Genomic DNA, 23,870 nt, shown 5'->3' with positions numbered 1-23,870 from the left:
CATGACCAACGACCCCGACAAGATCGATCCGTCGAAGCAGAGTGGCCGCCCCGTCATGCTCACCGGGGCCCTCGTGGGCCTCTTCCTCGCCCTCGCCCTGATGGTGGTCGTCTACCTGCTCGCCCGCTGACGCGCCCCCCACCGCCCGCCTCCGCTGCGGGTGTCGGTCGGCGCTCATAGGGTGGCGCCCGTGACCCTGCACCTCCACACCGCCGAGCGCACCGACGCGCTGGCCGACGGCTTGGCGGACCTGCTGGTCACCCCGCTGCCCGATCCGTTCGCGCGCGAGGTCGTCGTCGTGCCGGCCCGCGGCATCGAGCGCTGGCTGACCCAGCGCCTCTCGCACCGCCTCGGCGTCGGCGCGCGCGGCGGCGACGGCGTGTGCGCGGGCGTCGAGTTCGTCACCCCGTCCTCCCTGGTGTCGATGCTGCTCGACCGCGACGCCGACGACCCGTGGAGCCCCGACCGCCTGGCCTGGCCCCTGCTCGAGGTGGTCGACGAGGCGATGGGCACTGCCGGGTTCGAGGACCTCACCCGCCACCTCGGCGCCGGCGATCCCGGCGACGAGCGCTCCGCACGCCGCTACGCGGTGGCCCGCCGCCTCGCCGGGCTCCTCTCCTCCTACGCCGTCCAGCGTCCGCAGCTGGTGCGCGACTGGAGGGCCGGACGCGACACCGACGGCGCGGGCGGGCCGCTCGACACCGACCTGCGGTGGCAGGCCGAGCTGTGGCGCCGGCTGCTCGCCCGCGTCGACGCGCCCCCACCCGACCTGCGCCACGAGACGACCCTGCGGCTGCTGCGCGACGGCGACGACGGGCTCGACCTGCCCGGCCGCCTCTCGCTGTTCGGCCACACCCGGATGCCGGTGACCGAGGTGGAGCTGCTGCGCGCCCTGGCCGGGCGCCGCGACGTCCACCTGTGGCTGCCGCAGCCCTCCCCCGCCCTCTGGGAGGCGCTGGCCTCGACGGCGGCGGCCGGGCCCGTGCCGCGGGCCGACGACCGGTCCGCCGACCTCGTCGCGCACCCGCTCCTCGCCTCGCTCGGCCGCGACACGCGCGAGCTGCGCCGCACGCTCGGCGAGCTCGATCCCGAGCAGCACCCGTCGGGCCACGCCGATCCCGCCACCCTGCTCGGCTGGCTGCAGTCCGACCTGCGGGCCAACCGGCTGGCCGACGCGGGCACCCGCGCCGGGCGCGTACGGGCGCGCACCGACCTGTCCGTGCAGGTGCACGCGTGCCACGGCACCGCCCGACAGGTCGACGTGCTGCGCGAGGTCCTGGTCGGGCTGCTCCAGGACGACCCGACGCTCGAGCCGCGCGACATCCTCGTGATGTGCCCCGACATCGAGACCTACGCCCCGCTCATCTCGGCGGGCTTCGGCCTCGCCGACGTGGCCCACGAGGACGTCGGGCACCCGGCGCACCGCCTGCGGGTGCGCCTCGCCGACCGGTCCCCCGGCGCGACCAACCCGCTCCTCGGGGTCGCCGCCGACCTCGTCGAGCTGGCCGCCGGCCGGATGACGGCCACCGCCGTGCTCGACCTCGCCGCTACCGAGCCGGTCCGGGCCCGCTTCGGCCTCACCGACGACCATCTCGAGCGGATCGCGCGATGGGTCGACCAGGCAGCCATCCGGTGGGGCTACGACCGCGACCACCGCGCCGGCTTCGGCCTCGACCTCGACGCCAACACCTGGCTCGCCGGCCTGCAGCGGGTCCTGCTGGGCGCGGCGATGTCCGGGGAGGGGCACCGGTCCGTGGGCGGCACGCTGCCGCTCGACGACGTCGGCGACGGCCACCTCGACCTCGTCGGCAGCTTCGTGGAGATGGTCGAGCGCCTCCACGCGTTCGTGCGGGAGGCGGCCGCCGCGACGACCGTCGGCGACTGGACGGGCGCGCTCGGCCGGGCGGTGCACGGGCTCACCCTCAGCGGCACCGACGACGCCTGGCGGGTCGCGCAGTTCGACCGCGAGCTCGCCCGCATCGACGCCGGCGTCGGCGACCACGACACCCGCCTGCGCCACGCCGACGTACGCGCGCTGCTGCGCCACCGGCTGCGCGGGCGCCCGACGCGGAGCAACTTCCGCACCGGCACCCTGACGGTCTGCACGATGGTGCCGATGCGGTCGGTGCCGCACCGCGTGGTGTGCCTCGTCGGGCTCGACGACGGCGTCTTCCCGCGGCTCGAGGCCGTCGACGGCGACGACGTGCTGGCCCGACGACCGATGACCGGCGAGCGCGACATCCGCTCCGAGGACCGCCAGCTCCTGCTCGACGCGATCGGCGCCGCCACCGAGACGCTCGTGGTGACCTACGCCGGCCGCGGCGAGCACACCAACGACGACAAGCCGCCGGCCGTCCCGCTCGGCGAGCTCCTCGACGCGCTCGACCGCACGGCCAGCGCGCCCGTGCGGGACCACGTCCTCGTCCACCACCCGCTCCAGCCCTTCGACGAGGCCAACCTCACCGCAGGCGCGCTGGTCGCCCCCGGCGACCGCCCCTTCTCCTTCGACCGCACGGCACTCGCCGGCGCCCAGGCGGCGCGGGCACCCCGGCCGGCGCCGCGCTCGCTCGTGCCGGGCCCGCTCGCGCCGCCCGAGCCCGCCCGCGAGGTGGAGCTCGCCGACCTCCACGACTTCCTCGCCCACCCGGTGCGCAGCTTCCTGCGCCACCAGCTGCGCATCACCACCCCCTACGACGTCGACGAGACCAAGGACGCGATCCCGATCTCGCTCGACGGGCTGGAGAAGTGGGACGTCGGCGACCGGCTGGTGCGCGACGTGCTCGACGGCGGCGAGCCCCAGGCCGCGATGCTCGCCGAGCAGCTGCGCGGGCTCCTCCCGCCCGAGGACCTCGGCGCCGCCATGCTCACCGAGATCGTCCAGCGGGTGCGTCCGCTCGTCGAGGCCGCGGTGCCGTTGCGCCGGGGTCCCGCCCGCACCCTCGACGTCGACATCGACCTCGGCGACCGCCGGCTGACCGGCACGGTGGGCGGCGTCTTCGGCAACAATCTCGTCGCGGTGAGCTACTCCAGCCTCGGCGCCAAGCACCGGCTGGCCGCGTGGCTCGACGCCCTGGCCCTGGCCGCCGGCCACCCCGACGAGAACTGGACCGCCCACACGATCGGCCGGTGGGGGCGATCCGGACGTCGGGCGCTGGTGTCCCCGATGCCCGACGACGACGCCCGCGCCCACCTGCGCGACCTCGTGGCCGTGATGGAGCGCGGACGCTGCGAGCCCCTGCCGCTGCCGGTGCGCACCAGCCTGGCCTACGCCGAGGAGTTCGCCATCGCCACCCGCGCGGGCGGCGGCAGCCAGGCCGACCCCGACGCCAAGGCCCGCGCCGAGTGGGAGACCCCGCGCTTCAACGAGTCCGGCTTCCCCAAGGAGGACGGCGACCAGTGGCACGTCCGCGCCTGGGGCGAGCGCGCCCCCTACGACCTGCTCGCGGCGCCGCTGCTCCCCGACGAGCGGGCCGCAGTCGACGAGCCGGCCGGTGGCACCGCGGCCCCCCACCGCTTGGGCCACTACGCCCTGCGGGTCTGGTCGCCGCTGCTCGCCCACGAGCTGGTGCGGGGGATCTGACATGAGCGAGCTGCCCGACCTGGCTGCCATGGAGACCTTCGACATCTGCGGCCCCCTGCCCACGGGCACCACCCTGCTCGAGGCGAGCGCCGGCACCGGCAAGACCTGGACGATCGCCGCGCTGGTGACGCGCTACGTCGTCGAGGGCGTGGCCACGTTGGAGGAGATGCTCGTCGTCACCTTCACCCGCGCGGCCAGCCAGGAGTTGCGCGACCGGGTGCGCCGCCAGCTCGACGAGGCTGCCGCCGTCCTCGCCGACCCGACCACCGCCGACCCGGCCAACCGCCTGCACCACTGGCTCCTCGACGCCGACGAGGCCGAGCGCGTCGTGCGCCGCGCCCGGCTCACCGAGGCGCTGACCTCGTTCGACGCCGCGACCATCGCCACCATCCACCAGTTCTGCCAGCTGGTGCTGCGCAGCCTCGGCGTCGCCGGCGACACCGACACCGGCGCCGTCCTCGTCGAGGACCTGGAGCAGCTGACCACCGAGGTCACCGACGACCGCTACCTCCACCTCTTCGCCCGTCAGCAGCACGCCTCGTGGACCCGCGACGACGCGCTGGGCATCGCCCGCGCGGTCGTGGGCGATCCCCGCGCCCGGGTGGCGCCGCAGGAGGCGCTGGTCGAGGAGCCCGACGGGCTCCCGGCCGCGCGCGTGCGGTTCGCCTGCGACGTGCTCGGCGAGATCGAGCGCCGCAAGCGCCGCCTGGGCGTGCTGTCCTACGACGACCTCCTCGGCCAGCTCGCCGACGCGCTGCGCGACGACGACGCCCCGGCCCGCGCCCGGATGCGCCAGCGCTGGAAGGTCGCGCTGATCGACGAGTTCCAGGACACCGACCCGGTGCAGTGGCAGGTCTTCGAGCGGGCGTTCCACGGCGTCGCCACGCTGGTGCTCATCGGCGACCCCAAGCAGGCCATCTACGCCTTCCGCGGCGGCGACATCGTCACCTACCTCGAGGCGGCCGAGCAGGCCACGACCCGGCAGACCCTCGGGGTCAACTGGCGTGCCGACCAGCCGCTGCTCGACTCGCTCCACGTGCTGGTCGAGGGCGCCGCCCTGGGCGACGAGCGCATCGCCGTCCACCCCGTGTCCGCGCACCACCGCGCCCCCCGGCTCGACGGGGCCGGGCCGCCGTTCCGGCTGCGGGTGGTGCGCCACGACGAGCTCGGGCGCCGGCGTCCGCGCATCGGCGACTGGCGCCAGCACGTGCTCACCGACCTCGCCGCCGACGTCAAGCGGCTGCTGACCAGCGACGCCACCGTCGGCGCGGGCGACGAGACCCGGCCGATCGAGCCCAAGGACGTCGCGGTGCTCGCCGCCCGTCGAGCCGACCTGCTCGCCGCGCAGGACGCCCTGGCCGCCGTCGGGGTGCCCGCCGTGCTCAACGCCGGCGGCTCAGTCTTCAAGACCGCCGCGGCCACCCAGTGGCTCACGCTGCTCGAGGCGCTCGAGCAGCCCCACCGCGCCGACCGGGTGCGCGCCGCGGCGCTGACCGACTTCTTCGGGCGCACGGCCGAGGACCTCCTGGCCACGCCCGACCCGACCGACGCGCTGAGCGAGCACGTACGCCGCCTCGCCGACGTCTTCGCCGCCCGCGGGGTGGCCGCGGTGCTGGAGAGCGCGGTGCTCGACGGGCTCACCTCCCGGGTGCTGGGCCGCGTCGGCGGCGAGCGAACGCTCACCGACCTGCGCCACGTCGGCGAGGCGCTGCACAAGGTCACCGTCAGCGAGCGGTTCGGCGTGGTCGGTCTGCTCGGCTGGCTGCGGACGCAGGTGGCCGACGACAAGGTCGAGGTCGCCTCCGAGCGCACCCGCCGGCTCGACTCCGACGCCGCCGCCGTCCAGCTGGTCACCATCCACGGCAGCAAGGGGCTGGAGTACCCCGTCGTCTACCTGCCGACGCTGTGGGACCGCTGGGTGCGCGACGAGGACGTCCCGCTCTTCCACGACGCCGACGGCGAGCGCTGCCGCGACGTCGGCGGTCCGAGCCGGTGGCGCGACGCGGCCGTCGCCGCGAGCCGTCACGAGGATGCCGGCGAGTCCCTCCGGCTGCTCTACGTCGCCCTCACCCGGGCCCAGTCGCAGGTCGTCGCCTGGTACTGCCCCACCGCCAACAACACCGCCAGCGCGCCGCTCCACCGGATGCTCTTCGGGCGAGCGCCCGGGCACGCCCGCGTCAACGACGAGCAGCCGGTCGTCGGCGACGACGAGCTGGTCGAGATCCTGGGCCGCTGGAAGGCGGCCGGCGGACCGCAGCCCGAGCTCGCCGTCCTCGGACCCGTCGACACCACCCCGATCCAGCGCGACCTCCCCCCGCTGGCGGTGCGCCGCTTCGACCGCGACGTCGACACCGACTGGCGCCGCACGTCCTACTCCGCGCTGGCCGCCGCCGGCGCCCCGCACGGCGGTGCCGCCGAGCGGGTGCTGTCCGAGCCCGACGACGCGCCCGACCTCGACGACGTCGAGCTCGACGCGCTCGACGACGGGCCCGTCCCCGAGCCCGACCTCGACCTGGCGGCCGTCGACTCGCCGATGGCCGACCTGCCGGTGGGCGCGGAGTTCGGCTCGCTCGTCCACGAGGTCCTCGAGCACGCCGACCCCGCCTCGCCCGACCTCCGCGCCGAGCTCCTCGCGCAGATCGAGGAGCACCGGGCCTGGTGGGCGGTCGACGTCGACGCCGACGTGCTCGCCGACGCGCTCGTGGCGGTCTGCGACTCCCCCCTGGGCCCGCTGGCGGGCGGGCTGACGCTGCGCGAGATCCACGTCGGCGACCGGCTGCGCGAGCTCGACTTCGAGGTGCCCCTCGCCGGGGGCGACCTGGCCGCCGCCCGCGACGCGACCCCGGTCGTCCTGGGCGACCTCGGCCCGCTGCTCCGTGCCCATCTCCCGGCCGGCGACCCGCTGCTGGCCTTCGCCGCGACGCTGGAGTCCGATCCCGACCTCGCGGGGCAGCGTCTGCTGGGCTACCTCACCGGCTCGATCGACGTCGTGGTCCGGGTGCCGGTCGAGGGCCGCACCCGCTACCTGACCGTCGACTACAAGACCAACTGGCTGGGCGACCGCGCCACGCCCGCCACGGCCTGGGACTACCGGCCGGCCGTCCTCGACGAGGCGATGGGGCACTCCGACTACCCCCTCCAGGCGCTGCTCTACGTCGTGGTGCTCCACCGCTACCTGCGCTGGCGGCTGCCGGGCTACGAGCCTGCCGAGCACCTCGGTGGGGTGCTCTACCTCTACCTGCGCGGCATGTGCGGCCCCGAGACGCCCAGCGTCGACGGCCGGCCGTGCGGCGTCTTCTCGTGGCAGCCGCCGGTCGCCCTCGTCACGTCGGTGTCCGACCTGCTCGACGGGGTGCGGCCGTGAACGCCCCGCGCCGTCCCTCTCCCCCGCACCGCTCCTCCGACCGACGCCGCAGGGACCCCGCATGAGCGACCTCTTCGAGCCGGTCGACGGCACCGACGCCCGGCTGGCGCTGGGCGCCACCGGGCTGCTGGCGGCGTTCAACGCCGCCGGCGTCCTCACCAGCGCCGACGTCCACGTCGCCGCCGCCCTCGGCCGCCTGGGGCAGGAGCCCGACGAGCGGGTGCTGCTCGCCGTCGCGCTGGCCGTGCGTGCCGTGCGCGGCGGGTCGGTGTGCGTCGACCTGGCGACGGTCGCCGACCCGCCGGACCTACCCTGGCCCGAGACCGACGACTGGACCGCGTCAATCGCCGCGAGCCCCCTGGTCACGGCCGGGCTGGTGCGCTGGGACAACGACCTGCTCTACCTCGACCGCTACCACGAGCAGGAGTCCCAGGTCGTCGACGACCTGCTCTCGCGCGCGGCCACCGCGCCCGAGCACGACCCCGACCTCATGCGCGCCTCGATGGCGCGGGTGGTGGCGGCGATGCAGCGGGCGCGCCCCGAGACGACCTACGACGAGCAGGTGGCGGCCTGCCTCGCGGCAGCCGCCCAGTGGACCACCGTGCTCACCGGCGGCCCGGGCACCGGCAAGACCACCGCCGTCGCCTCGCTCCTGGTGGGACTCCTCGACCAGCACCCGCGCGGCCTGCGGATCGCGCTGGCCGCCCCGACCGGCAAGGCGGCGGCGCGCCTGCAGCAGGCGGTGCACCAGGAGGCGGAGGCCTTCGAGGAGGCCGACCGACTGCGCCTGGCCGGCGTCACGGCCTCCACGGTGCACCGGCTCCTGCGACCCGATCCGAGCAACTCGACCCGCTTCCGCCACCACCGCGGCAACCGGCTTCCCCACGACGTGGTCGTCGTCGACGAGTCGTCGATGGTCTCGCTGACCCAGATGGCGCGCCTGCTCGAGGCGGTGCGCCCCGACGCGCGCCTGGTGCTGGTGGGCGACCCGCACCAGCTCTCGTCGGTCGAGGCCGGGGCGGTGCTCAGCGACGTGGTGCGCGGCTTCGCGGGACGCTCCGACTCACCGGTCACGGCGCTGGAGTCCACCCACCGCTTCGGCCCCGAGATCCGTGCGCTCGCCGAGGCGCTGCGCACCGGTGACGCCGACGCCGCGCTGGAGGTGCTCGCCGCAGGGCACGACGCCGTCGAGTGGGTCGACGAGTCCGACCCGTCCTCACGCATCCGCACCACCGCGCTCGCCGCGGCCCTCGCCGTGCGCGACGCCGCCGAGCGCGGCGACGTGCCCGGGGCGCTCGCGGCGCTCGACCGGCACCGCCTGCTCTGCGCGCACCGCGACGGACCGTTCGGCGTACGCCACTGGAACCGGCGCATCGAGCACTGGCTCACTGCCGTCACCGGTGACCCGCTCCACGAGCGGGCCTACGTCGGTCGGCCGCTGCTGGTCACGGCCAACGACCACCACCTGGGCGTCTACAACGGTGACAGCGGGGTGGTCGTGCTGACGCCCGCCGGGCCCCGCGCGGTGATCGCCGCCAGCGACGGCCCGCGCGACCTGGCGCCCTCCCGGCTCGGCGACGTCGAGACCATGCACGCGATGACGATCCACAAGTCCCAGGGCTCGCAGGCCGACGTCGTCACGGTGCTGCTGCCCGACGAGGACTCCCGGCTGCTCTCGCGCGAGCTCTTCTACACCGCCGTCACCCGGGCCCGGTCCCGCGTGCGCGTCGTCGGCTCGGAGCCGGCGATCCGGGCGGCGATCGGGCGCCGCGCCCAGCGCGCGAGCGGCCTCGCGGTGCGGCTCGCGGCCGCGGGGCGCTCCGGCGACCATGACGACGACCACGGCGTCGGCGCCCCGCCGTCGCGCGTCTGAAATGTGCATGACACGCGTGACCGCTAGCCTCGACGCATGCCCTACCTGATGCGCGTCGAGCTCCCGGACGTCCCCGGGTCGCTGGGTCGTGTCGCGACCGCGATCGGTGAGGCCGGCGGCGACATCGACGCGATCGAGATCGTCGAGAAGCGTGACGGCTTCGCCGTCGACGACGTGCTCCTCGAGATGGCGCACGGCACCATGCCCGACTCGGTCGTCTCCGCCTGCGGCACCCTCGACGGCGTCAGCGTGCTGTGGATCAACCGCTACGCCGCGGGCGGCAACCTCTTCCTCGACCTCGAGGTCGTCGAGGCCCTCACCGAGGACCCCTCCACCGCGCCCGACCGGCTCGTCGAGATGCTGCCGGTCGCCTTCCGCGTCGACTGGGCGGCCCGCGTCACGCCCGGCGTCGACGGCGTCGGGGCGCAGGTCGTCCACGCCACCGACGCCGCGCCGTCGGCCTACGACGTCGAGCAGGTCGCCACCCCCACCCGCCTGCCGGGCGACGAGGTCTACGTCGAGTGCGCCGCTCCCTTCGGCGACGACCTCGTCCTGATGGGACGTCGCGGCGGCCCGGAGTTCCTCGACTCCGAGCTCGCGCGGTTCGGGCACCTCCTGGGCCTGGCGATGACGATCAGCCGCGCCTGAGCGCTCCGCTCCACGCGTGCGCGCGGCGTCCGGCGCCACCCGTTCCGGGCCGGTCGTGCCAGCCGCGGCGGAGGCTGCCCGCCGACCGGCCCACCGGGCCGAAGGGCACCGGTCGGACGCCTCTGGTCAGCGGCGCTGGTGCGCCTAGCCTCGGTTGAGGACCCACGCAACCGCGCAGATCGGAGATGAGTCATGACCTCACACCAGGCAGATGGCCCGTCGGAGCCGCTCTTCTCTCGGCCTGGCGAGGCGACCGTCGCCCCGCGCCGCACCATCCCCCAGCAGGAGTCGCTGCCGGCGACGGCGAAGCAGATCGTCGACGACGAGACCATCCTCGACGGCAACTCGCGGCTGAACCTGGCGACCTTCGTCGGGACGTGGATGGACGACGAAGCCCGTCAGGTGTACGAGAACGCGTTCGACAAGAACATGATCGACAAGGACGAGTACCCGCAGACCGCCGCGATCGAGGACAACTGCTGGCACATGCTCGCCGGCCTGTGGAACGCGCCGGACCCCGAGACGAGCATCGGCACCTCGACCATCGGCTCCTCGGAGGCGTGCATGCTGGGCGGGCTCGCGTTCAAGCGGCGTTGGCAGCACGCGCGCCGCGAGGCGGGCAAGGACGCCACCAAGCCCAACCTCGTGATGTCCTCGGCGGTGCAGGTGTGCTGGGAGAAGTTCTGCAACTACTTCGACGTCGAGGCCCGCCTGGTGCCCATCAGCGAGGAGCACAAGACGCTCGACGGCCACGACCTGGACACGTACGTCGACGAGAACACCATCGGCGTCGTCGCCATCATGGGCGTGACCTACACCGGCATGTACGAGCCGGTGGCCGACATCGCCCGGGCGCTGGACGAGATCCAGGCCAAGACGGGCCTGGACGTCCCCATCCACGTCGACGGAGCCTCCGGGGCGATGATCGCACCGTTCCTCCAGCCCGACCTCCTCTGGGACTTCCGCCTCGAGCGCGTGCACTCGATCAGCACGTCGGGCCACAAGTACGGCCTGGTGTTCCCGGGCCTCGGCTGGGTCGTCTGGCGCGAGCGCCAGTGGCTGCCCGAGGACCTCGTCTTCGAGGTCAGCTACCTCGGCGGTGAGATGCCCACCTTCGCGCTGAACTTCTCCCGGCCGGGCGCCCAGGTGCTGCTGCAGTACTACATGTTCCTGCGACTGGGCTACGAGGGATACCGGTCGGTGCAGCAGGAGTCGCAGAAGGTGGCGAAGTTCCTCGCCGAGGGCATCGCCAAGATCGACGCGTTCGAGCTGTGGAACGACGCCAGCGACATCCCCGTCTTCGCCTGGCGTCTCAAGAAGGGCCACACCGACAACTGGAACCTCTACCACCTTCAGGACCGGTTGCGGATGAAGGGCTGGCTGGTGCCGGCCTACCCGATGCCCGACGACATGACCGACCTCACGGTCCAGCGGATCGTGGTGCGCAACGGCCTGAGCATGGACCTGGCCGCCGACCTCCTCGCCGACATCGAGAAGGAGACGGTCTACCTCGACAACCTCGACGGGCCGATGCCGGTCGAGGCTCCCCACCCCGCCTTCCACCACTGAGGGTCTGCCGCAGGAGCCCCCCGGAGCCCCCGCACCCGGTCACCGGGTCAGGGTCGCTCCGGGTCGGGCTCCGTGGCGGTGGCGTCAGGAGGAGCTGCGGCGGGCGCCGGGTCCGCGGCGGCGACCGGGCGCGGCTCGGACCAGAGCCACTCCGAGGCCATGGTGAGCAGCACCCAGCAGAGCCCGGTCACGAGCAGGTAGCGACCGAGGGCGACGTCGAGCGGCACGGCACCGGTCGCGGCGCCGGCCAGGGCCGGCGAGGTCAGGAGCGCGGCGACGACCAGCACCGTCCCGGAGATCGGCTTCACGCGGTGACCGCCAGTCGGTCGCCGGTGACGGTCCCGGCCGAGCGGACCTGCGCGGCGCCGGCGAGCTCGGTGTAGGAGAGGACGGGGGTGCTCGGCAGGGCCGGGGCGACCATCCGGCGTACGGCCGCGCGCAGCTGGGGCGCGCAGACCACGACCGGACGCAGGCCGCGCTCCTCCGCGGCCGTGCGCAGGTCGGACAGCTCGCCGAGCACGCTCTGCGCGACCAGCGGGTCGAGCGCGACCACCGGGCCGTGGTCGCCGGGACGGACCGCCTCGAGCATCCGCTGCTCGAGCATCGGCTCGAAGCTCAGCACGTGGATCGCGCCCTCGGTCAGATGCGGGGCGGCGATGGCCGGGCCGAGCGCGGCGCGGGCGACCTCGACCAGGACGTCGGGGTCCTTGGTGGCCTGCGCCTCGAGCGAGAGCGCCTCGAAGATCCGCACCAGGTCGCGCACGGCGACGCCTTCGGCGAGCAGGCCCTGCAGCACGCGCTGCACCTCACCGAGGCTCAGCTGTGCCGGGGTCAGCTCCTCCACCACGACCGGGTGGCTGCTCCGGACCAGGTCGGTCAGCGTCTTGACGTCCTCGCGGCCCAGCAGGCGGGCGGCGTGCTGGCCCACGACCTCGGCGAGGTGGGTGGTGATCACCGAGGACCGGTCGACGACCGTGGCGCCGTTGAGCTCGGCCTGCACCCGCAGCTCGGCGGGGATCCACGACGCCTCGAGCCCGAAGACCGGCTCGCGGGTGGGCTGGCCGGGCAGGGCGCCGAGGTGGTCGCCGATGGCGAGGACGGTGCCGCGCGGGGCCTCGCCGCGCGCGACCTCGATGCCGAAGAGGCGGATGGCGTAGGTGCTCGCGGGCAGGTCGATGCTGTCGCGGGTGCGCACCGGGGGCACGATGATGCCGAGCTCGCCGGCGATCTTGCGGCGCAGCCCCTTGACCCGGTCGAGCAGGTCGCCGCCGCTGGCGGGGTCGACGAGGTCGATGATGTCGGGCGAGAGCTCGAGGCCGAGCGGGTCGACCCGGATCTCGGCGGCGAGCAGCTCGGGGGTGTCGGGCCCGGCGGACAGCGCCGGGTCGGCCACCGCCTCGGGCTCGTCGGCGACCGGCTGGGGCACTCGCGTCGAGGCCAGCAGCATGATCCCGCCGGCGACGACGAAGGGCAGCTTGGGCAGCCCGGGGATCAGGCAGATGCCGAGCGCGCCGAAGCCGGCGATCTGCAGCGGCATCTTGTTGTTGGTGAGCTGGCGCAGGATGTCGGAGCCCATGTCGGAGTCGCCGGTGTTGCGGGTGACGATGAGGCCGGTGGCCGTCGACAGCAGCAGCGCGGGGATCTGCGAGACGAGGCCGTCGCCGACCGAGAGCAGGCTGTAGGTGGTGATCGCGTCGCCGAACGTCATGCCCCGCTGCGCCATGCCGACGGCGAACCCGCCGAGGAGGTTGACGAGGGTGATCACGATCGCGGCGATGGCGTCGCCCTTGACGAACTTCGAGGCGCCGTCCATCGAGCCGTAGAAGTCGGCCTCGGCGTGCACCTCGTGGCGGCGGCGCCGCGCCTCGTCCTCGTCGATGAGCCCGGAGTTGAGGTCGGCGTCGATGGCCATCTGCTTGCCGGGCATCGCGTCGAGGGTGAAGCGCGCACCCACCTCCGCGACCCGCTCGGCGCCCTTGGTGATCACGACGAACTGGATGACGAGCAGGATCGCGAAGACGATCAGCCCGACGATCAGCGAGCCGCCGACGACGAAGTGGCCGAAGGTGTCGATGACCTTGCCGGCGTAGCCGTCGAGCAGCACGAGCCGGGTGGCGCTGACGTTGAGCGCCAGGCGGAAGAGGGTCAGCACGAGCACGACAGCGGGGAACGCGGCGAACTCCAGCGGCTTGTGCACGAACATCGCGACGAGCAGCACCAGCAGGGCGCTGGTGATGTTGAACGCGATGAGCATGTCCAGCACGACCGCGGGCAGCGGCACCACCAGCATCACGATGATGAGCACGATGCCGGCGGGCACACCCAGCTGGAGCAGTCGCTTGGAGGCCACAGGGTGCCTTTCGAGTCGTCGCTGACGCAGGTCGCGCCGTCCGTGGCACCGGGTGACGCCGTCCTGGCGTCACGCCTCCCATCGGCCGGCGACGCCGGCACCTGAGGGGTTGGCGGCGGCCGGTCCCGGCACGACGGGCGTGGCGGGTCCGACCGTCCGGCGTCGACGCCCCGCGACCGGCGCGTCCGGCACCTCGGTCTCGGTCCGCGGGCTGCTGTGCTCGCCGCCGCGCGCCCCGGACGCGCGGCGGGAGATGACGAACGCGAGGACCTGCGCGACCGCGGCGTAGAGCTCGGCGGGGATCTCCTGTCCGACCGTGGTCGAGCGGTGGAGCGCCCGGGCCAGCGGCACGTCCCGGACGAGCGGCACGCCGTGCTCGAAGGCCTGCTCGCGGATCCGCTGGGCGACCAGCCCCTGGCCGCGGGCCACCACCCGCGGCGCACCGCGGTTGGCGTCGTACGTGAGGGCGACGGCGACGTGGGTGGGGTTGACGAGCACCACGTCGGCGGTGGGCACGTCGGCCATCATCCGATTGCGCGAGGCGGCCAGCTGGCGGGAGCGGATCGCCCCCTTGAGCAGCGGGTCGCCCTCGGTCTGCTTGCCCTCCTGCTTGACCTCGTGCTTGGACATCCGGGTCTTCTTGCCCATCCGGCGCCGCACGACCGCGTAGTCGGCGACGGCCATCACGAGCCCGGCCACCGCGACGGTGCGCAGCAGACCGAGCACCTCGGCGTGGACCGTCTCGAGCACCGCGCTGATCGGCACGAGACCGCCGATCAGCGGCATGATGGCCGACACGGCGCCGTAGGCCACGAAGCCGACGACGGCGCTCTTGAGGAGCATCTTGGCTCCCTCCCACAGCGCCTGCGGGCCGAAGACCCGCTTGAAGCCCTGGATCGGGTCGAGCTTCTTGAGCGAGGGCTTGACCGACTTGGTCGCGACGAAGAACCCGCCCTGGGCCAGGGCGGCGGCCACGCCGACGACCATCACCGCGGTGCCGAGCACCACGAGCGTCACCATCACGTGCTCGGCTCCGCGGCCGAGCAGGGTCATGGCGTCCGAGACCTCGACCCGCCCCTGGTGGCTGAAGCAGTCGCGCATCAGCTCGGCGAGGGCGGTGAGCTCGCGGCCGAGCAGGGGCGGCAGCACCATCGCGACGAGCAGGAGCGTCAGCCACCCGCCGAGCTCCTGCGTGCGCGGGACCTGGCCCTCCTTGCGCGACTCCTTGCGCCGGCGCGCGGTGGGCTTCTCGGTCTTCTCCTCCGACATCGCTCACCCCCCCACGAGCGCGAACTGGGCCTCGTTGGCCAGGTCGACGAGGCGGGACACTGCCTCCGGGAGCACCGGGAACGACAGGCCGAGCAGCAGCAGGGTGAGGCCGATCTTGGCCGGGAACATCACGTTGATGGCGTTGAGGTGCGGCGCGACCTTGGTGAGCAGCGCCAGTCCGAGGTCGGCGACGAAGAGGACCGCCACGAGCGGCAGCGCGATCTGGACGGCGGTCACGAAGAACATGCCGAACGCCGTCAGCATCACGTGGGAGGCGCCCTCGATGCGCGGCACCTCGCCGAGCGGCAGCACGTCGAAGGTGCGCAGCAGGCCGCCGAGGACCAGCAGGTGGCCGCCGGTGGCGAACAGGATCATCACGGCGAGCATCTGGTGGAGCTTGCCGAAGACGGTGTTCATGTTCATCGACAGCGGGTCGAAGCCCTGGGCGAGCTGGAAGCCGCCGAAGGTGTCGATGAGCGAGCCGGCCGTCGCGACCGCCGCCAGCAGGACGTAGGTCACCAGGCCCAGCGCCGAGCCGACGACGACCTGGGTGAGCGTGGTCAGGAGCAGCCCGCCCGTCGCGGTGGGGATGCTGCCGCCCTCGACGGAGGGCACGACGGCGAAGGCGAGGCCGAGCGAGAGCACCACCTTGGCCATGAGCGGGACGGCGCGGCCGGCGAAGGGCGGCACGAGGGCCAGCCAGGCGATGATGCGCACCGACGCCAGCAGGTAGGCCAGCAGCGGCTCGCCCGCCACGGTCAGGGTCATGGCTCAGCCCAGCAGCGTGGGGATGAGGTCGAAGAGGTCCTCGGTGAAGTCGACGAGGGTCTGCAGCATCCAGCCGCCCGAGATCAGCAGCGCGACCCCGACCCCGACCAGCTTGGGCACGAAGGCGAGGGTGAACTCCTGGATCTGGGTCATCGACTGGAACAGCGAGATGGTGAACCCGATGACCAGCGAGGTCACCAGGATCGGCGCGGAGAGCTTCAGCGCGACCACCATGGTCTGCAGGGCGATGTTGATGACGGTGGTGTCGGTCATGGCGGCCTACCGATAGCTCGACACGACGGAGGTGATGACCAGGCCCCACCCGTCGACGAGGACGAAGAGCAGCAGCTTGAACGGCAGCGACACCATCACCGGCGGCATCATCATCATGCCCAGCGCCATCAGCGCCCCGCTCACCACGATGTCGATGACGAGGAACGGGATGAAGACGATGAAGCCGATGATGAAGGCCTGCTTGAGCTCGCTGAGCACGAAGGACGGCACGAGCGTGGCCATCGACACGTCGTCCCGGTTGGCGGGCAGGTCGCGCCCGGCCACGTTGGTCAGCAGTCGCAGCTCGTCGTCGCCGGTCTGGTCGAGCATGAAGTCGCGCAACGGCTCGACGCCGTCCCCGTAGGCCGTGGTGGCGGTCTTGTCGCCGTCGAGGTAGGGCTGGAGGCCGGTGTCGTTCATCTGGCCCAGCACCGGCGCCATGATGAACAGCGACAGGAAGAGGGCGAGCCCGGCGAGCACCTGGTTGGGCGGGATGCCCTGCAGGCCGAGGGCGTTGCGGGTCAGGCCGAGCACCACCAGGACCTTGGTGAAGCTCGTGCAGGTCAGCAGGATGGCCGGGAGCAGCGAGAGCAGCGACAGCGCCAGGATGACGGTGACCGGCGTGCTGGGCTTGTCGGTGAGGCCACCGAGGTCGATCGTCACCGAGCTGTCCCCGCCGCCGGGGCCGTCGGGGGCGCGCGGGCCGCGGGGGCCGTCGGGCGCCGTGGGCGTCATCGGCACCGCGACCACCACGGTCGCCGCGGGGCCGGCGGCCGGGGCCGCCGCGGCCGCCGGAGCGCCCAGTCCGAGCAGCACGGCGACGGCTCCCAGGGCCGAGGCGACGGTGGCGACCAGGAGTCGGGCCAGGAGTCGGGCGAGCCGCCTGCGCGCGCTCACGACGCCTTGCCCGTGGCGGCCGCGACGGCCTGGCGCCACGTCTGCGCGGACAGGACCGACCCGGACAGGACCGACCCGGACAGCGCGCCGTCCTCGGACGGCGTACGTCGTGCGGCGGGGGTGGCGCGGTGTGCCCCGCGCCGGGCGTCGGCGACGTCGACCGGACGCGGCGCGGGTGCCTCGGCGACGGCGCAGGCGGGCAGCTCGTGGTCGAGGAGCGCCCCGTCGAGCCCGTCGAGCCCGTCGAGCTCGTCGGGGTCGAGCTCGGCGAGCAGGCTGACCTGGTGGTCGGTGCTGCCGAGGACCAGCACCCGCCCGCCCACGGTGATCACCGAGACGGAGGCGCTGCGCGACAGCGCTTGGCGGTGCACGACCTGCACCGGGGCACCGGGGCGGGCGCCGTAGCGCTTGCCGACCAGTCGCGCGAGCAGCAGCAGGAGTCCCACGACGACCGCCAGGGAGGCGACCAGTCGTACGGTCAGCTCGAGCACGTCAGCCCGCTGCGCTGTCGTCGACGATCTCGGTGATCCGCAGGCCGAAGTCCTCGTCGACGATGACGACCTCGCCGCGGGCGATGAGGCGGCCGTTGACCAACAGGTCGGCGGGGCCGCCGGCGGCGCGGTCGAGCTCCAGCACGTCGCCGGGTGAGAGGGCGAGCAGCTCGCGCACGGTCATCCGGGTGCGGCCGAGCTCGACGGCGACCTCGAGGTCGACCCCGTACAGCATCTCGATGCCGCGCGAGGCGGGCAGCGCGATGGCCTCCTCGGGGGCTGCGGAGGCGACACCTGGGGCGAGCGCACCCGCCGTCGCGATCACCGCGTCGGGCACGAGAAGCGCGCCGCACGGCACGCCGCCGCCCAGGAGCGGGACCGCGGTGGCGGGCCCGGCGACGTCGGATCCGACGAGCTCGGTCGCGACCTCGCGGGCCGCCCCGCACCCGGTGCCGAGCGCGGCGGCTGCGGCGTCGAGGGCCGGCTGCGTCGCAGCGGCCAGGTCGAGGCCACCGAGCGGGCTGGCGGCGAGGGCGTCGACGAGGTCGGCGCCCACCAGGACGGCGATGCGCGGCGCGCCCGGGAGGTGCAGGTCGGCGACGACCGCCCCGGCGAAGCCCGCCGCGGCGTCCGGGCCACCGGGCGCCGGCGTGCCCGCGACGAGGGCCGTCGGCGCCGGCAGCACGCCGGCCGCGGCCGCGGCGGCCGCCGTGACGGGTCCGAGGGCCTGCTCGGCGGTGGGGACGGTCAGGGTGCTCATGCGTTCTCCTTGGTCGTGCCGACGACCAGCGCGGCGAGCCGGGCACCGTGGGTGCCGGCCGTGGCCTGGGCGAAGGTGGTCTCGCCGACGACGACGTCGAGCGGGTCGGTGGCGCCGTGGCCGAGGCGCACCACGTCGCCGACGGCGAGGGTGGCGAGGGCGTCGGGCGGAAGGTGGGACGTGCGGAACCGGACGACGGCGTCGACGGGCACGTCCCGGAAGCGCCGGTCGACGAGCTCGGCCGCCCGGGAGCGCTGCCGTCGCTGCTTCTCGGTGACCGGTGCGGGGGCCGCGGCGCGGACCAGGTGGGGGTGCAGGCCCACGAGCGGCAGGCACAACGTCACCGGATGCCGGCGGTCCCCGACGAGGAGCTCGAACGCGGCGACGACGACCGTCTCGCCGGGCGCGGCCGCCTGGACCATCCGGGGGTCGTACTCCACGCCGACGAGGGCCGGTGTGGTCGCGACGATGCCGGCGAGGCTGCGGGAGAGCTCGTCGAGCAGCCGCACCGCGAGGTCGTGCACGACGGCGGACTCGAGCTCGGTGAGCGGGCGCCGGGGCTGCACACCGGCGCCGGCGCCGCCGAGCATGTGGTCGATCGCGCTCATCACGAACGACAGCGGCACGTCGAGCAGCGCGTGCCCGGGCAGCGGCTCGGCACTCATCGTCACCGCGTACGTCAGCTCGTCCAGCGTGGCGACGTGCTCGTCGTAGGTGCGCTCCGACACGTCGAGCAGCTGCGCGGTGCACACCGTGCGGAGCGCGGACGTGACGACCGTCGCCATCTGGCGCGCGAACCGGTCGAGGCACACCTGGAGGAGCCGGGCGTGCTCGCGGGACAGCTGCACGGGCCGGCGGAAGTCGTACGCCGTCGGTGTCGCGCCGCCGCGGGCGCGCCGGCGCGACCGGGCACCGGAGTGCACGGTGGGGCGCAGGTCGTCGCGGGGCGGCGGGGAGGTCACGCACCACCCATCGGCCCGGGCCGGACCGAGTTGAGGACTACTGGGTGACGAACTCTGTGAAGTACACCTCCAGCACGTCGCCGTGGTAGTCCTCGTGGAGCCGCTCCTCGAGCCGGTCCTTGAGCTTCTGGCGCTCGCCCGCCTTCGCCAGCTGGGCCTCGTCCCCGCCGCTGAAGAGGTCGATCGTCGCGTCGAGCGCCTTGCTGCCGTCGGCCGCGTGGGCGTCGGCGGAGAGCTGGAGCGCGACGCCGATGCGGAGGTAGTGGCCGTCGGCGAGGTTGATCTGGATCGGCTCCATCGTCATCACCTCGCCCGGCTCCGGCTCGGTGGGCGCGCCGGGTCTCAGCAGGAACCACCAGCCGGCGGCGACCAGCGCCAGGGCCAGGCCGACGAGGACGAGCGTGTTCTTGCCCCGCTTCGGCGCCGCGGTCTCGGTCGCGGGCGCGGTGGGCCGGTCCAGCATGGTGCTCATGACGATCCTCCGGTGGTCGGGTCAGGGGTGGCCGCGACGTCGTCGAGCAGCTCGCGAGCCGAGGCGGGGAGCGCGGAGAGGACGACGAGGTCCACCCGCTTGTTGACCCGCTGCGACCCCGGCCGCGCGGGGTCCACGAGCGGGTCCTCGTGGCCGAACGCCGCGGCGCTGAGGCGTTCGCCGGGCAGGCCGCCGACCTCCTGCAGGTAGCGCAGCACGGTCACCGCCCGCGCCGAGGACAGATCCCAGTCGGTGGCGAAGTAGCGCGGCTTCACCGGCACCTGGTTGGTGTGGCCGTCGATGCGCAGGTCCTCGGTGCTCGCGCGGAGCACCGGCGCGACGGCCTCGAGCACCCGGCGGCCGCGACCGCTGAGCTCGGCACGGTCGGGCTCGAAGACGACGTGGCGCGAGGTGAGGCTCAGCACCAGGCCGCGGTCGTCGATGGTGCGGGTGACGTCGTCGGCCAGCCCGGCGCGGCGCAGCGCCCGGGCGAGCTGGTCGCCGAGCTCGTCGAGCCGGGCGAGCTCGGCACGCGCGTCGGCGTACCGCGCCTCCTGGGCGGCCAGCGCCCGCTCGGCGCGCTGGTCCCTCGGCGAGGATCCGGGGAAGTTCTCGGCACGCACCGGTGCGATCGAGGCCGTGCCGGGCTGCTCGAGCATCGACTCCGAGCCCGTCATCACCGACGTGGACTCCCCGAAGCCGGCGGCGAGGCCGGCCTTGAGGGCGTTGAACTTGCGCTCGTCGACGACGCTCATCGAGAACATCACGATGAACAGCACCATCAGCAGCGTGACCATGTCGGCGTAGGTGACCAGCCACCGCTCGTGGTTCTCGTGCTCCTCGGGCTCCTCCACCCGACGCCGGCGCGACCCGGCGCTCACGACGCCGCCCCGCACACGTCAGGCCGCCTTCGCGTCGGCGGGCTGCTCGCCGGCCGGCAGGAGGGAGGACAGCTTCTGGGCGATGATCCGCGGGTTGGCGCCGGCCTGGATGGCCGCGACGCCCTCGATGACGAGCTCCATGCGCGCCGCCTCGAGCTCGGTGAGCCGCTTGAGGCGGTTGCCGATGGGCAGCCAGATGACGTTGGCCGACATCACGCCCCACAGAGTCGCGATGAAGGCGGCGGCGATGAGGTGGCCGAGCTCCTCGGGCTGGGCGAGGTTCTCCAGCACGTGGACCAGGCCCATCACCGTGCCGACGATGCCGATCGTCGGGGCGTACGCGCCGGCGTCGGCGAAGAACTTCGCCGACTGCCTGCCCTGCGCCTTGCCGGCGCGCACCTCCGCCTCGAGGATGTCGCGCACCTCCTCCGGGTCGGTGCCGTCGATGGCCAGGGTGACCCCCTTGACGAGGAACGGGTCGTCGACCGACTTCAGGTCCTCCTCCAGCGCGAGGAGGCCCTCGCGGCGCGCCTTCTCGGCGAGCGCGACGACCATCGGGACGATGTCGCCGGCCGGGCGCACCTTGGCGGTGAAGGCGGTCTTGAGCGAGACCAGTGCGTGCTTGGCGTCGGGGATCGTGCCGCCGGCCATCGTCACCATCAGCGTGGTGCCGAGGACGAGCAGCATCGGCGGGGCGAGCAGCAGGCTGGTGGGGTCGCCGCCCTCCATGACGTTGGCGACGACGATGATGACGAGACCCGCCAGGACCCCGATCAGGGTTGCCGGATCCATCAGTCCTCCGCTCCCGTCGCGACAGTGCTGGGCACGGCGGCCAGGTGGGCGCGCTGCGCGCAGGCGTGGGCCTCGCCTCCGGTGCTGGCCGCGATGATGCCGCCGCGCCAGGCGCGGACCAGGTCGACGACCTGGGCCAGGCCCTCGGCGACGACGTACTTCTTGCCGTCGACGAGGGTGACCACCGTGTCCGGCGTGCTGTCGAGTCGCTCGATCAGGTCGGCGTTCAGGACGAACGCGGAGCCGGAGAGCCGGGTCAACACAATCATGTCGGTGCACCATCCCTGTGCGAGAGAACGCGATGCCCGTCCGTGGGCCTCGACTCCCCCATCGGTCCCCGGGCGCCCGACCTGAGACAAGCGCGGGAGGGAAATTCGCCCACGCGGAGTGGGACGTGCAGTGAGCGGGGTCAGCAGGCGCCGGAGGAGTACTCGACGTCGACGTCGACGTCCGCGTCCTGGAACAGGCCGCCCTCGTAGGACACCTCGAGGCAGCCGGCGATGGAGGCGTCCTCGGCGCTCACGAGCTCGAAGCGGTCGGTGGTGGGGGTGGGCGCGCCGAACGCCGAGTCCTCGGTGACCGTGCCGGCCTCGGTCACCGTGACGTCACCGCGTCCGAGCGCCTTCGCGACCCGCTCGACCCCGGGCGTGCCGTACTTGAAGTAGGGGCCGGCGAGCTCGCTGGCCGCGTTGCGGCCCGCCGCGTCGAGCCGGTCCTGGCTGAGCGGTGCGGCGGCGCCGGCCGTCGAGACCAGCGCGGCCAGGCCGACGACCACGGCCGCGACTCCCGACACGACCCGGCCCAGCGCGAACACCGCCGCGGACGGCTCGTTGGCCTCCGGGTGCCTGAACTGCCAGGCGGTCGTGGCGTACCAGAGCCTGCGGGGATCGATGACCGTCAGGAGTACCAGCACGATCGTGAGGAGCCACAGCACGGCGATCATGACCCGCACCGTTCCCCCCACGCCGGCGGGCCAAACGCCCGCCGCGACCGACCCCCGTGGCCGGGCGGCGAGCGGGCCGCCCGGCCACCGCGGTCGTCAGCGCTTCTGCCGGAATGTCAGGGGTGTCTCCTCTGTCCGTTGAGAACGAGGGTGTCTCTGCCGTTTGAAGACCCCTCACAGTGCTCGGAGCATCAAACCTGTCTCTAGTATCGGCCGCCGACCAAGCACCTTGAGGGTGCGACTGCGCGGCCGACTGGATGGGTCTAGCGCCGACGTCGCTTGGCTCGGTTGGCAGCGGCTTCGACTCGCCGTTTGATGTCCGGCGTCTCCTGGACGTACAGCAGCGGCATGCCCATCGACAGGACCGAGAACGAGTACCCGGGGCCGTCATCGTCCTGCGGCGGGGACAGGAGCGCGGAGATGGTCTCGCGCTGGAGCGGCTTGACGCGATGCTTGCCGGTCTGGTTGGTGTAGCGGAGGCGAGCGACGGTCCAGAGGTTCTCGATCTGGTCGATCACCAGGTGGGTGAGGGCCAGCCTGCGGTCCGCTGGGATCCAGTGGGTGGTCTGCTGCCACTGGCTGCGTCCCGCCTTGTCGTTCATGACCGTTTCGAGGAGGGTGATCGAGGGGCCCGTGCTGGACAAGAACGGGTTGGCCGGGTCGTCTTGCGACAGCATCTGCATGGCTGCGTTGCCGGGGACAGCACTGAGGCCGTGCTTGGCGGAGTTGTACAGGCTGGCCTCGCGGTCGTGGCGGTCGCAGCACTCGCCGATCAGGATCGTGAGCCCCTCCATGGCGGAGACCCATGCCTCCTCGCTCGTGTCAGGGGGGAGGGTGTTGCGGTCCTGTCGGTAGTAGAAGACCTTGGCGAGGTTGTCCTGGGTGTGTGGTTCGAACAGTCGCTTGCGGAGGTCGCGCAGTCGCTGAGGGTAGACACCCCGCTGCTTGAGGCGAGCGACCTCCAGCCATGGGCAGAGCGCGTCGTTCTCCAACGCGATGAGGAGGCGCAGCAGGGTCTCGGCGGCATGGTGGAACAGCACGATGGCTTCGAGTGCGACAAACAGCGATCGGTCGTCGTCGGTGACGTCGTCTCCACCCATGTCGCCGCGGCTCTCCAGTTCGCCCACCTTCAGGCCAGCGTCGAGAGCCGCCTGGACGTGCTCGCCTCCGTGCGCGACGAGCATGGCCCCTTGCAGGCGGTGACGGAGGAAGACGTGGGGGGCGTGCTGACCGGTGAAGAACTGCTGATTGAGGTCGTCGTACTGCTCGACTGCGAGCCCGATGTCCTCGATTCGTTCCGCCCCCATGTGACAGAACGTATGCGACATCGGGGGCTCCCGTGGGCGAACACCTCGTCATCCAGTGGTGGGGTGTCGGGAGAGGTGGCTACGGTCGTCCGTACAGGTCGCATGGTCGAGCGACGCCCATCTAGTGACGCTGGCGAGGTTCGACCGTGATCGAGGAGATCGAGATCCCGTGGCCGGTCGAGGTGCTGCGAGACCTTGGCTTCCAACCGCGTGACGCGGTCCGGCTCAGCGCTGTGCTGCCGCCGGTGGAGGTGGGCGTCGTGGCGCCGCTGCATCAGCATGTGCTGGAGACGACTCCCGAGATGCGCTACTGGTACTGGCACGAGCCAGCCGCACACGTCTTGTGGGCGCTGACAAACATCACCATCCACCAAGCCATCAGCCTGACCAGAGCAGGGCGAGGCCTCATCGACGTGATCGTCATCTACGACGCCGTCGAGGCTCATGTACACCGGCGGATGTCGATCGAAGGCTTCGACATCGTGCACGCGTGGGCGATGGAGCGGCTGGTCCCCCGTCACCGGCTGGCGCGGTACATCGGCCTGGGCTTCCCTCCGGCGAAGGCTGCTGCGTTGGAGGCTGATCCCGGCGGGCCACCCTCGGAGGACGCGCTCGACATGCTTGCCGCACTGCGGCGGTCCCCGCTCTAACCGAGCCCAGACCGGCTCGCG

The 23,870-nt window shown here is 73.3% G+C and carries 22 protein-coding genes; 7 read left to right on the top strand and 15 right to left on the bottom strand.

Annotation, left to right across the window (positions count from 1 at the left end):
* The first annotated feature begins 1 nt into the window (after position 1).
* From AC3X7Z_RS07265 to gad, 6 genes are all read left to right on the top strand, one after another.
* A complete protein-coding gene (locus AC3X7Z_RS07265) occupies positions 2 to 130 on the top strand; it encodes a hypothetical protein (RefSeq protein ID WP_260988509.1) in 129 nt (42 codons plus the stop codon).
* 60 nt (positions 131 to 190) lie between these two features.
* Positions 191 to 3,580 carry an exodeoxyribonuclease V subunit gamma gene (gene recC, locus AC3X7Z_RS07260; RefSeq protein ID WP_489975491.1) on the top strand — a complete coding sequence of 1,130 codons (3,390 nt, stop codon included), beginning with the start codon at positions 191 to 193 and terminating at the stop codon, positions 3,578 to 3,580.
* Between the two features lies 1 nt (position 3,581).
* Positions 3,582 to 6,944, top strand: coding sequence for a UvrD-helicase domain-containing protein (locus tag AC3X7Z_RS07255; protein ID WP_489975490.1), 3,363 nt, complete (start codon positions 3,582 to 3,584; stop codon positions 6,942 to 6,944).
* A 61-nt stretch (positions 6,945 to 7,005) separates the two neighbouring features.
* Positions 7,006 to 8,817 (top strand): exodeoxyribonuclease V subunit alpha, encoded by a 1,812-nt coding sequence (gene recD / locus AC3X7Z_RS07250; protein WP_489975489.1) that lies wholly within the window; start codon positions 7,006 to 7,008, stop codon positions 8,815 to 8,817.
* 36 nt (positions 8,818 to 8,853) lie between these two features.
* Positions 8,854 to 9,465: an ACT domain-containing protein gene (locus AC3X7Z_RS07245; RefSeq protein ID WP_489975488.1), complete on the top strand. Its 612-nt coding sequence runs from the start codon at positions 8,854 to 8,856 to the stop codon at positions 9,463 to 9,465.
* Positions 9,466 to 9,657: 192 nt separating this feature from the next.
* Positions 9,658 to 11,034 (top strand): glutamate decarboxylase, encoded by a 1,377-nt coding sequence (gad, locus tag AC3X7Z_RS07240; RefSeq protein ID WP_489975487.1) that lies wholly within the window; start codon positions 9,658 to 9,660, stop codon positions 11,032 to 11,034.
* A 47-nt stretch (positions 11,035 to 11,081) separates the two neighbouring features.
* Here the strand turns inward: gad and AC3X7Z_RS07235 are convergent, their stop codons facing one another.
* The 15 genes from AC3X7Z_RS07235 to AC3X7Z_RS07165 all read right to left on the bottom strand — a co-directional run bounded on the left by AC3X7Z_RS07235 (position 11,082) and on the right by AC3X7Z_RS07165 (position 23,199).
* A complete protein-coding gene (locus tag AC3X7Z_RS07235) occupies positions 11,082 to 11,342 on the bottom strand; it encodes a hypothetical protein (RefSeq protein WP_489975486.1) in 261 nt (86 codons plus the stop codon).
* Positions 11,339 to 13,384, bottom strand: a complete 2,046-nt coding sequence (locus AC3X7Z_RS07230) for a flagellar biosynthesis protein FlhA (protein WP_489975485.1) — start codon at positions 13,382 to 13,384, stop codon at positions 11,339 to 11,341. The genes AC3X7Z_RS07235 and AC3X7Z_RS07230 overlap by 4 nt, the downstream gene beginning before the upstream one ends.
* Before the next feature lie 69 nt (positions 13,385 to 13,453).
* A complete protein-coding gene (locus tag AC3X7Z_RS07225; protein WP_489975484.1) occupies positions 13,454 to 14,653 on the bottom strand; it encodes an EscU/YscU/HrcU family type III secretion system export apparatus switch protein in 1,200 nt (399 codons plus the stop codon).
* A gap of 3 nt (positions 14,654 to 14,656) precedes the next feature.
* Entirely contained in the window at positions 14,657 to 15,421 is a 765-nt protein-coding gene (locus tag AC3X7Z_RS07220; protein WP_186339867.1) for a flagellar biosynthetic protein FliR, read from the bottom strand.
* A gap of 3 nt (positions 15,422 to 15,424) precedes the next feature.
* Entirely contained in the window at positions 15,425 to 15,694 is a 270-nt protein-coding gene (fliQ, locus tag AC3X7Z_RS07215) for a flagellar biosynthesis protein FliQ (RefSeq protein WP_186339866.1), read from the bottom strand.
* 6 nt (positions 15,695 to 15,700) lie between these two features.
* Complete coding sequence (gene fliP, locus AC3X7Z_RS07210; protein WP_489975483.1) at positions 15,701 to 16,591, bottom strand: flagellar type III secretion system pore protein FliP; 891 nt, start codon at positions 16,589 to 16,591, stop codon at positions 15,701 to 15,703.
* Complete coding sequence (locus AC3X7Z_RS07205) at positions 16,588 to 17,082, bottom strand: flagellar biosynthetic protein FliO (RefSeq protein WP_489975482.1); 495 nt, start codon at positions 17,080 to 17,082, stop codon at positions 16,588 to 16,590. The genes fliP and AC3X7Z_RS07205 overlap by 4 nt, the downstream gene beginning before the upstream one ends.
* A 1-nt stretch (position 17,083) precedes the next feature.
* Positions 17,084 to 17,842 (bottom strand): flagellar motor switch protein FliN, encoded by a 759-nt coding sequence (gene fliN / locus AC3X7Z_RS07200; protein WP_186339864.1) that lies wholly within the window; start codon positions 17,840 to 17,842, stop codon positions 17,084 to 17,086.
* A complete protein-coding gene (locus AC3X7Z_RS07195) occupies positions 17,839 to 18,804 on the bottom strand; it encodes a flagellar motor switch protein FliM (protein ID WP_489975481.1) in 966 nt (321 codons plus the stop codon). Before AC3X7Z_RS07195 ends, fliN begins: the two co-directional genes overlap by 4 nt.
* Positions 18,805 to 18,841: 37 nt before the next feature.
* Complete coding sequence (locus AC3X7Z_RS07190) at positions 18,842 to 19,276, bottom strand: flagellar basal body-associated FliL family protein (protein WP_489975480.1); 435 nt, start codon at positions 19,274 to 19,276, stop codon at positions 18,842 to 18,844.
* Complete coding sequence (locus AC3X7Z_RS07185; protein ID WP_489975479.1) at positions 19,273 to 20,157, bottom strand: OmpA/MotB family protein; 885 nt, start codon at positions 20,155 to 20,157, stop codon at positions 19,273 to 19,275. The genes AC3X7Z_RS07190 and AC3X7Z_RS07185 overlap by 4 nt, the downstream gene beginning before the upstream one ends.
* An 18-nt stretch (positions 20,158 to 20,175) precedes the next feature.
* A complete protein-coding gene (locus tag AC3X7Z_RS07180) occupies positions 20,176 to 20,949 on the bottom strand; it encodes a motility protein A (protein WP_186339860.1) in 774 nt (257 codons plus the stop codon).
* Positions 20,949 to 21,218, bottom strand: coding sequence for a flagellar FlbD family protein (locus AC3X7Z_RS07175; protein WP_489975478.1), 270 nt, complete (start codon positions 21,216 to 21,218; stop codon positions 20,949 to 20,951). The genes AC3X7Z_RS07180 and AC3X7Z_RS07175 overlap by 1 nt, the downstream gene beginning before the upstream one ends.
* A 140-nt stretch (positions 21,219 to 21,358) precedes the next feature.
* A complete protein-coding gene (locus AC3X7Z_RS07170; protein WP_489975477.1) occupies positions 21,359 to 21,892 on the bottom strand; it encodes a DUF6199 family natural product biosynthesis protein in 534 nt (177 codons plus the stop codon).
* A gap of 263 nt (positions 21,893 to 22,155) precedes the next feature.
* Complete coding sequence (locus AC3X7Z_RS07165; protein WP_489975476.1) at positions 22,156 to 23,199, bottom strand: hypothetical protein; 1,044 nt, start codon at positions 23,197 to 23,199, stop codon at positions 22,156 to 22,158.
* A gap of 146 nt (positions 23,200 to 23,345) precedes the next feature.
* On the opposite strand from AC3X7Z_RS07165, the gene AC3X7Z_RS07160 reads away from it, so the two are divergent.
* Positions 23,346 to 23,849: a hypothetical protein gene (locus AC3X7Z_RS07160; RefSeq protein ID WP_489975475.1), complete on the top strand. Its 504-nt coding sequence runs from the start codon at positions 23,346 to 23,348 to the stop codon at positions 23,847 to 23,849.
* Positions 23,850 to 23,870: the final 21 nt, after the last annotated feature.

It is taken from the genome of Nocardioides sp. Z24_21 (assembly GCF_058134345.1).
This window is presented reverse-complemented; position numbering and strand designations above follow the sequence as displayed.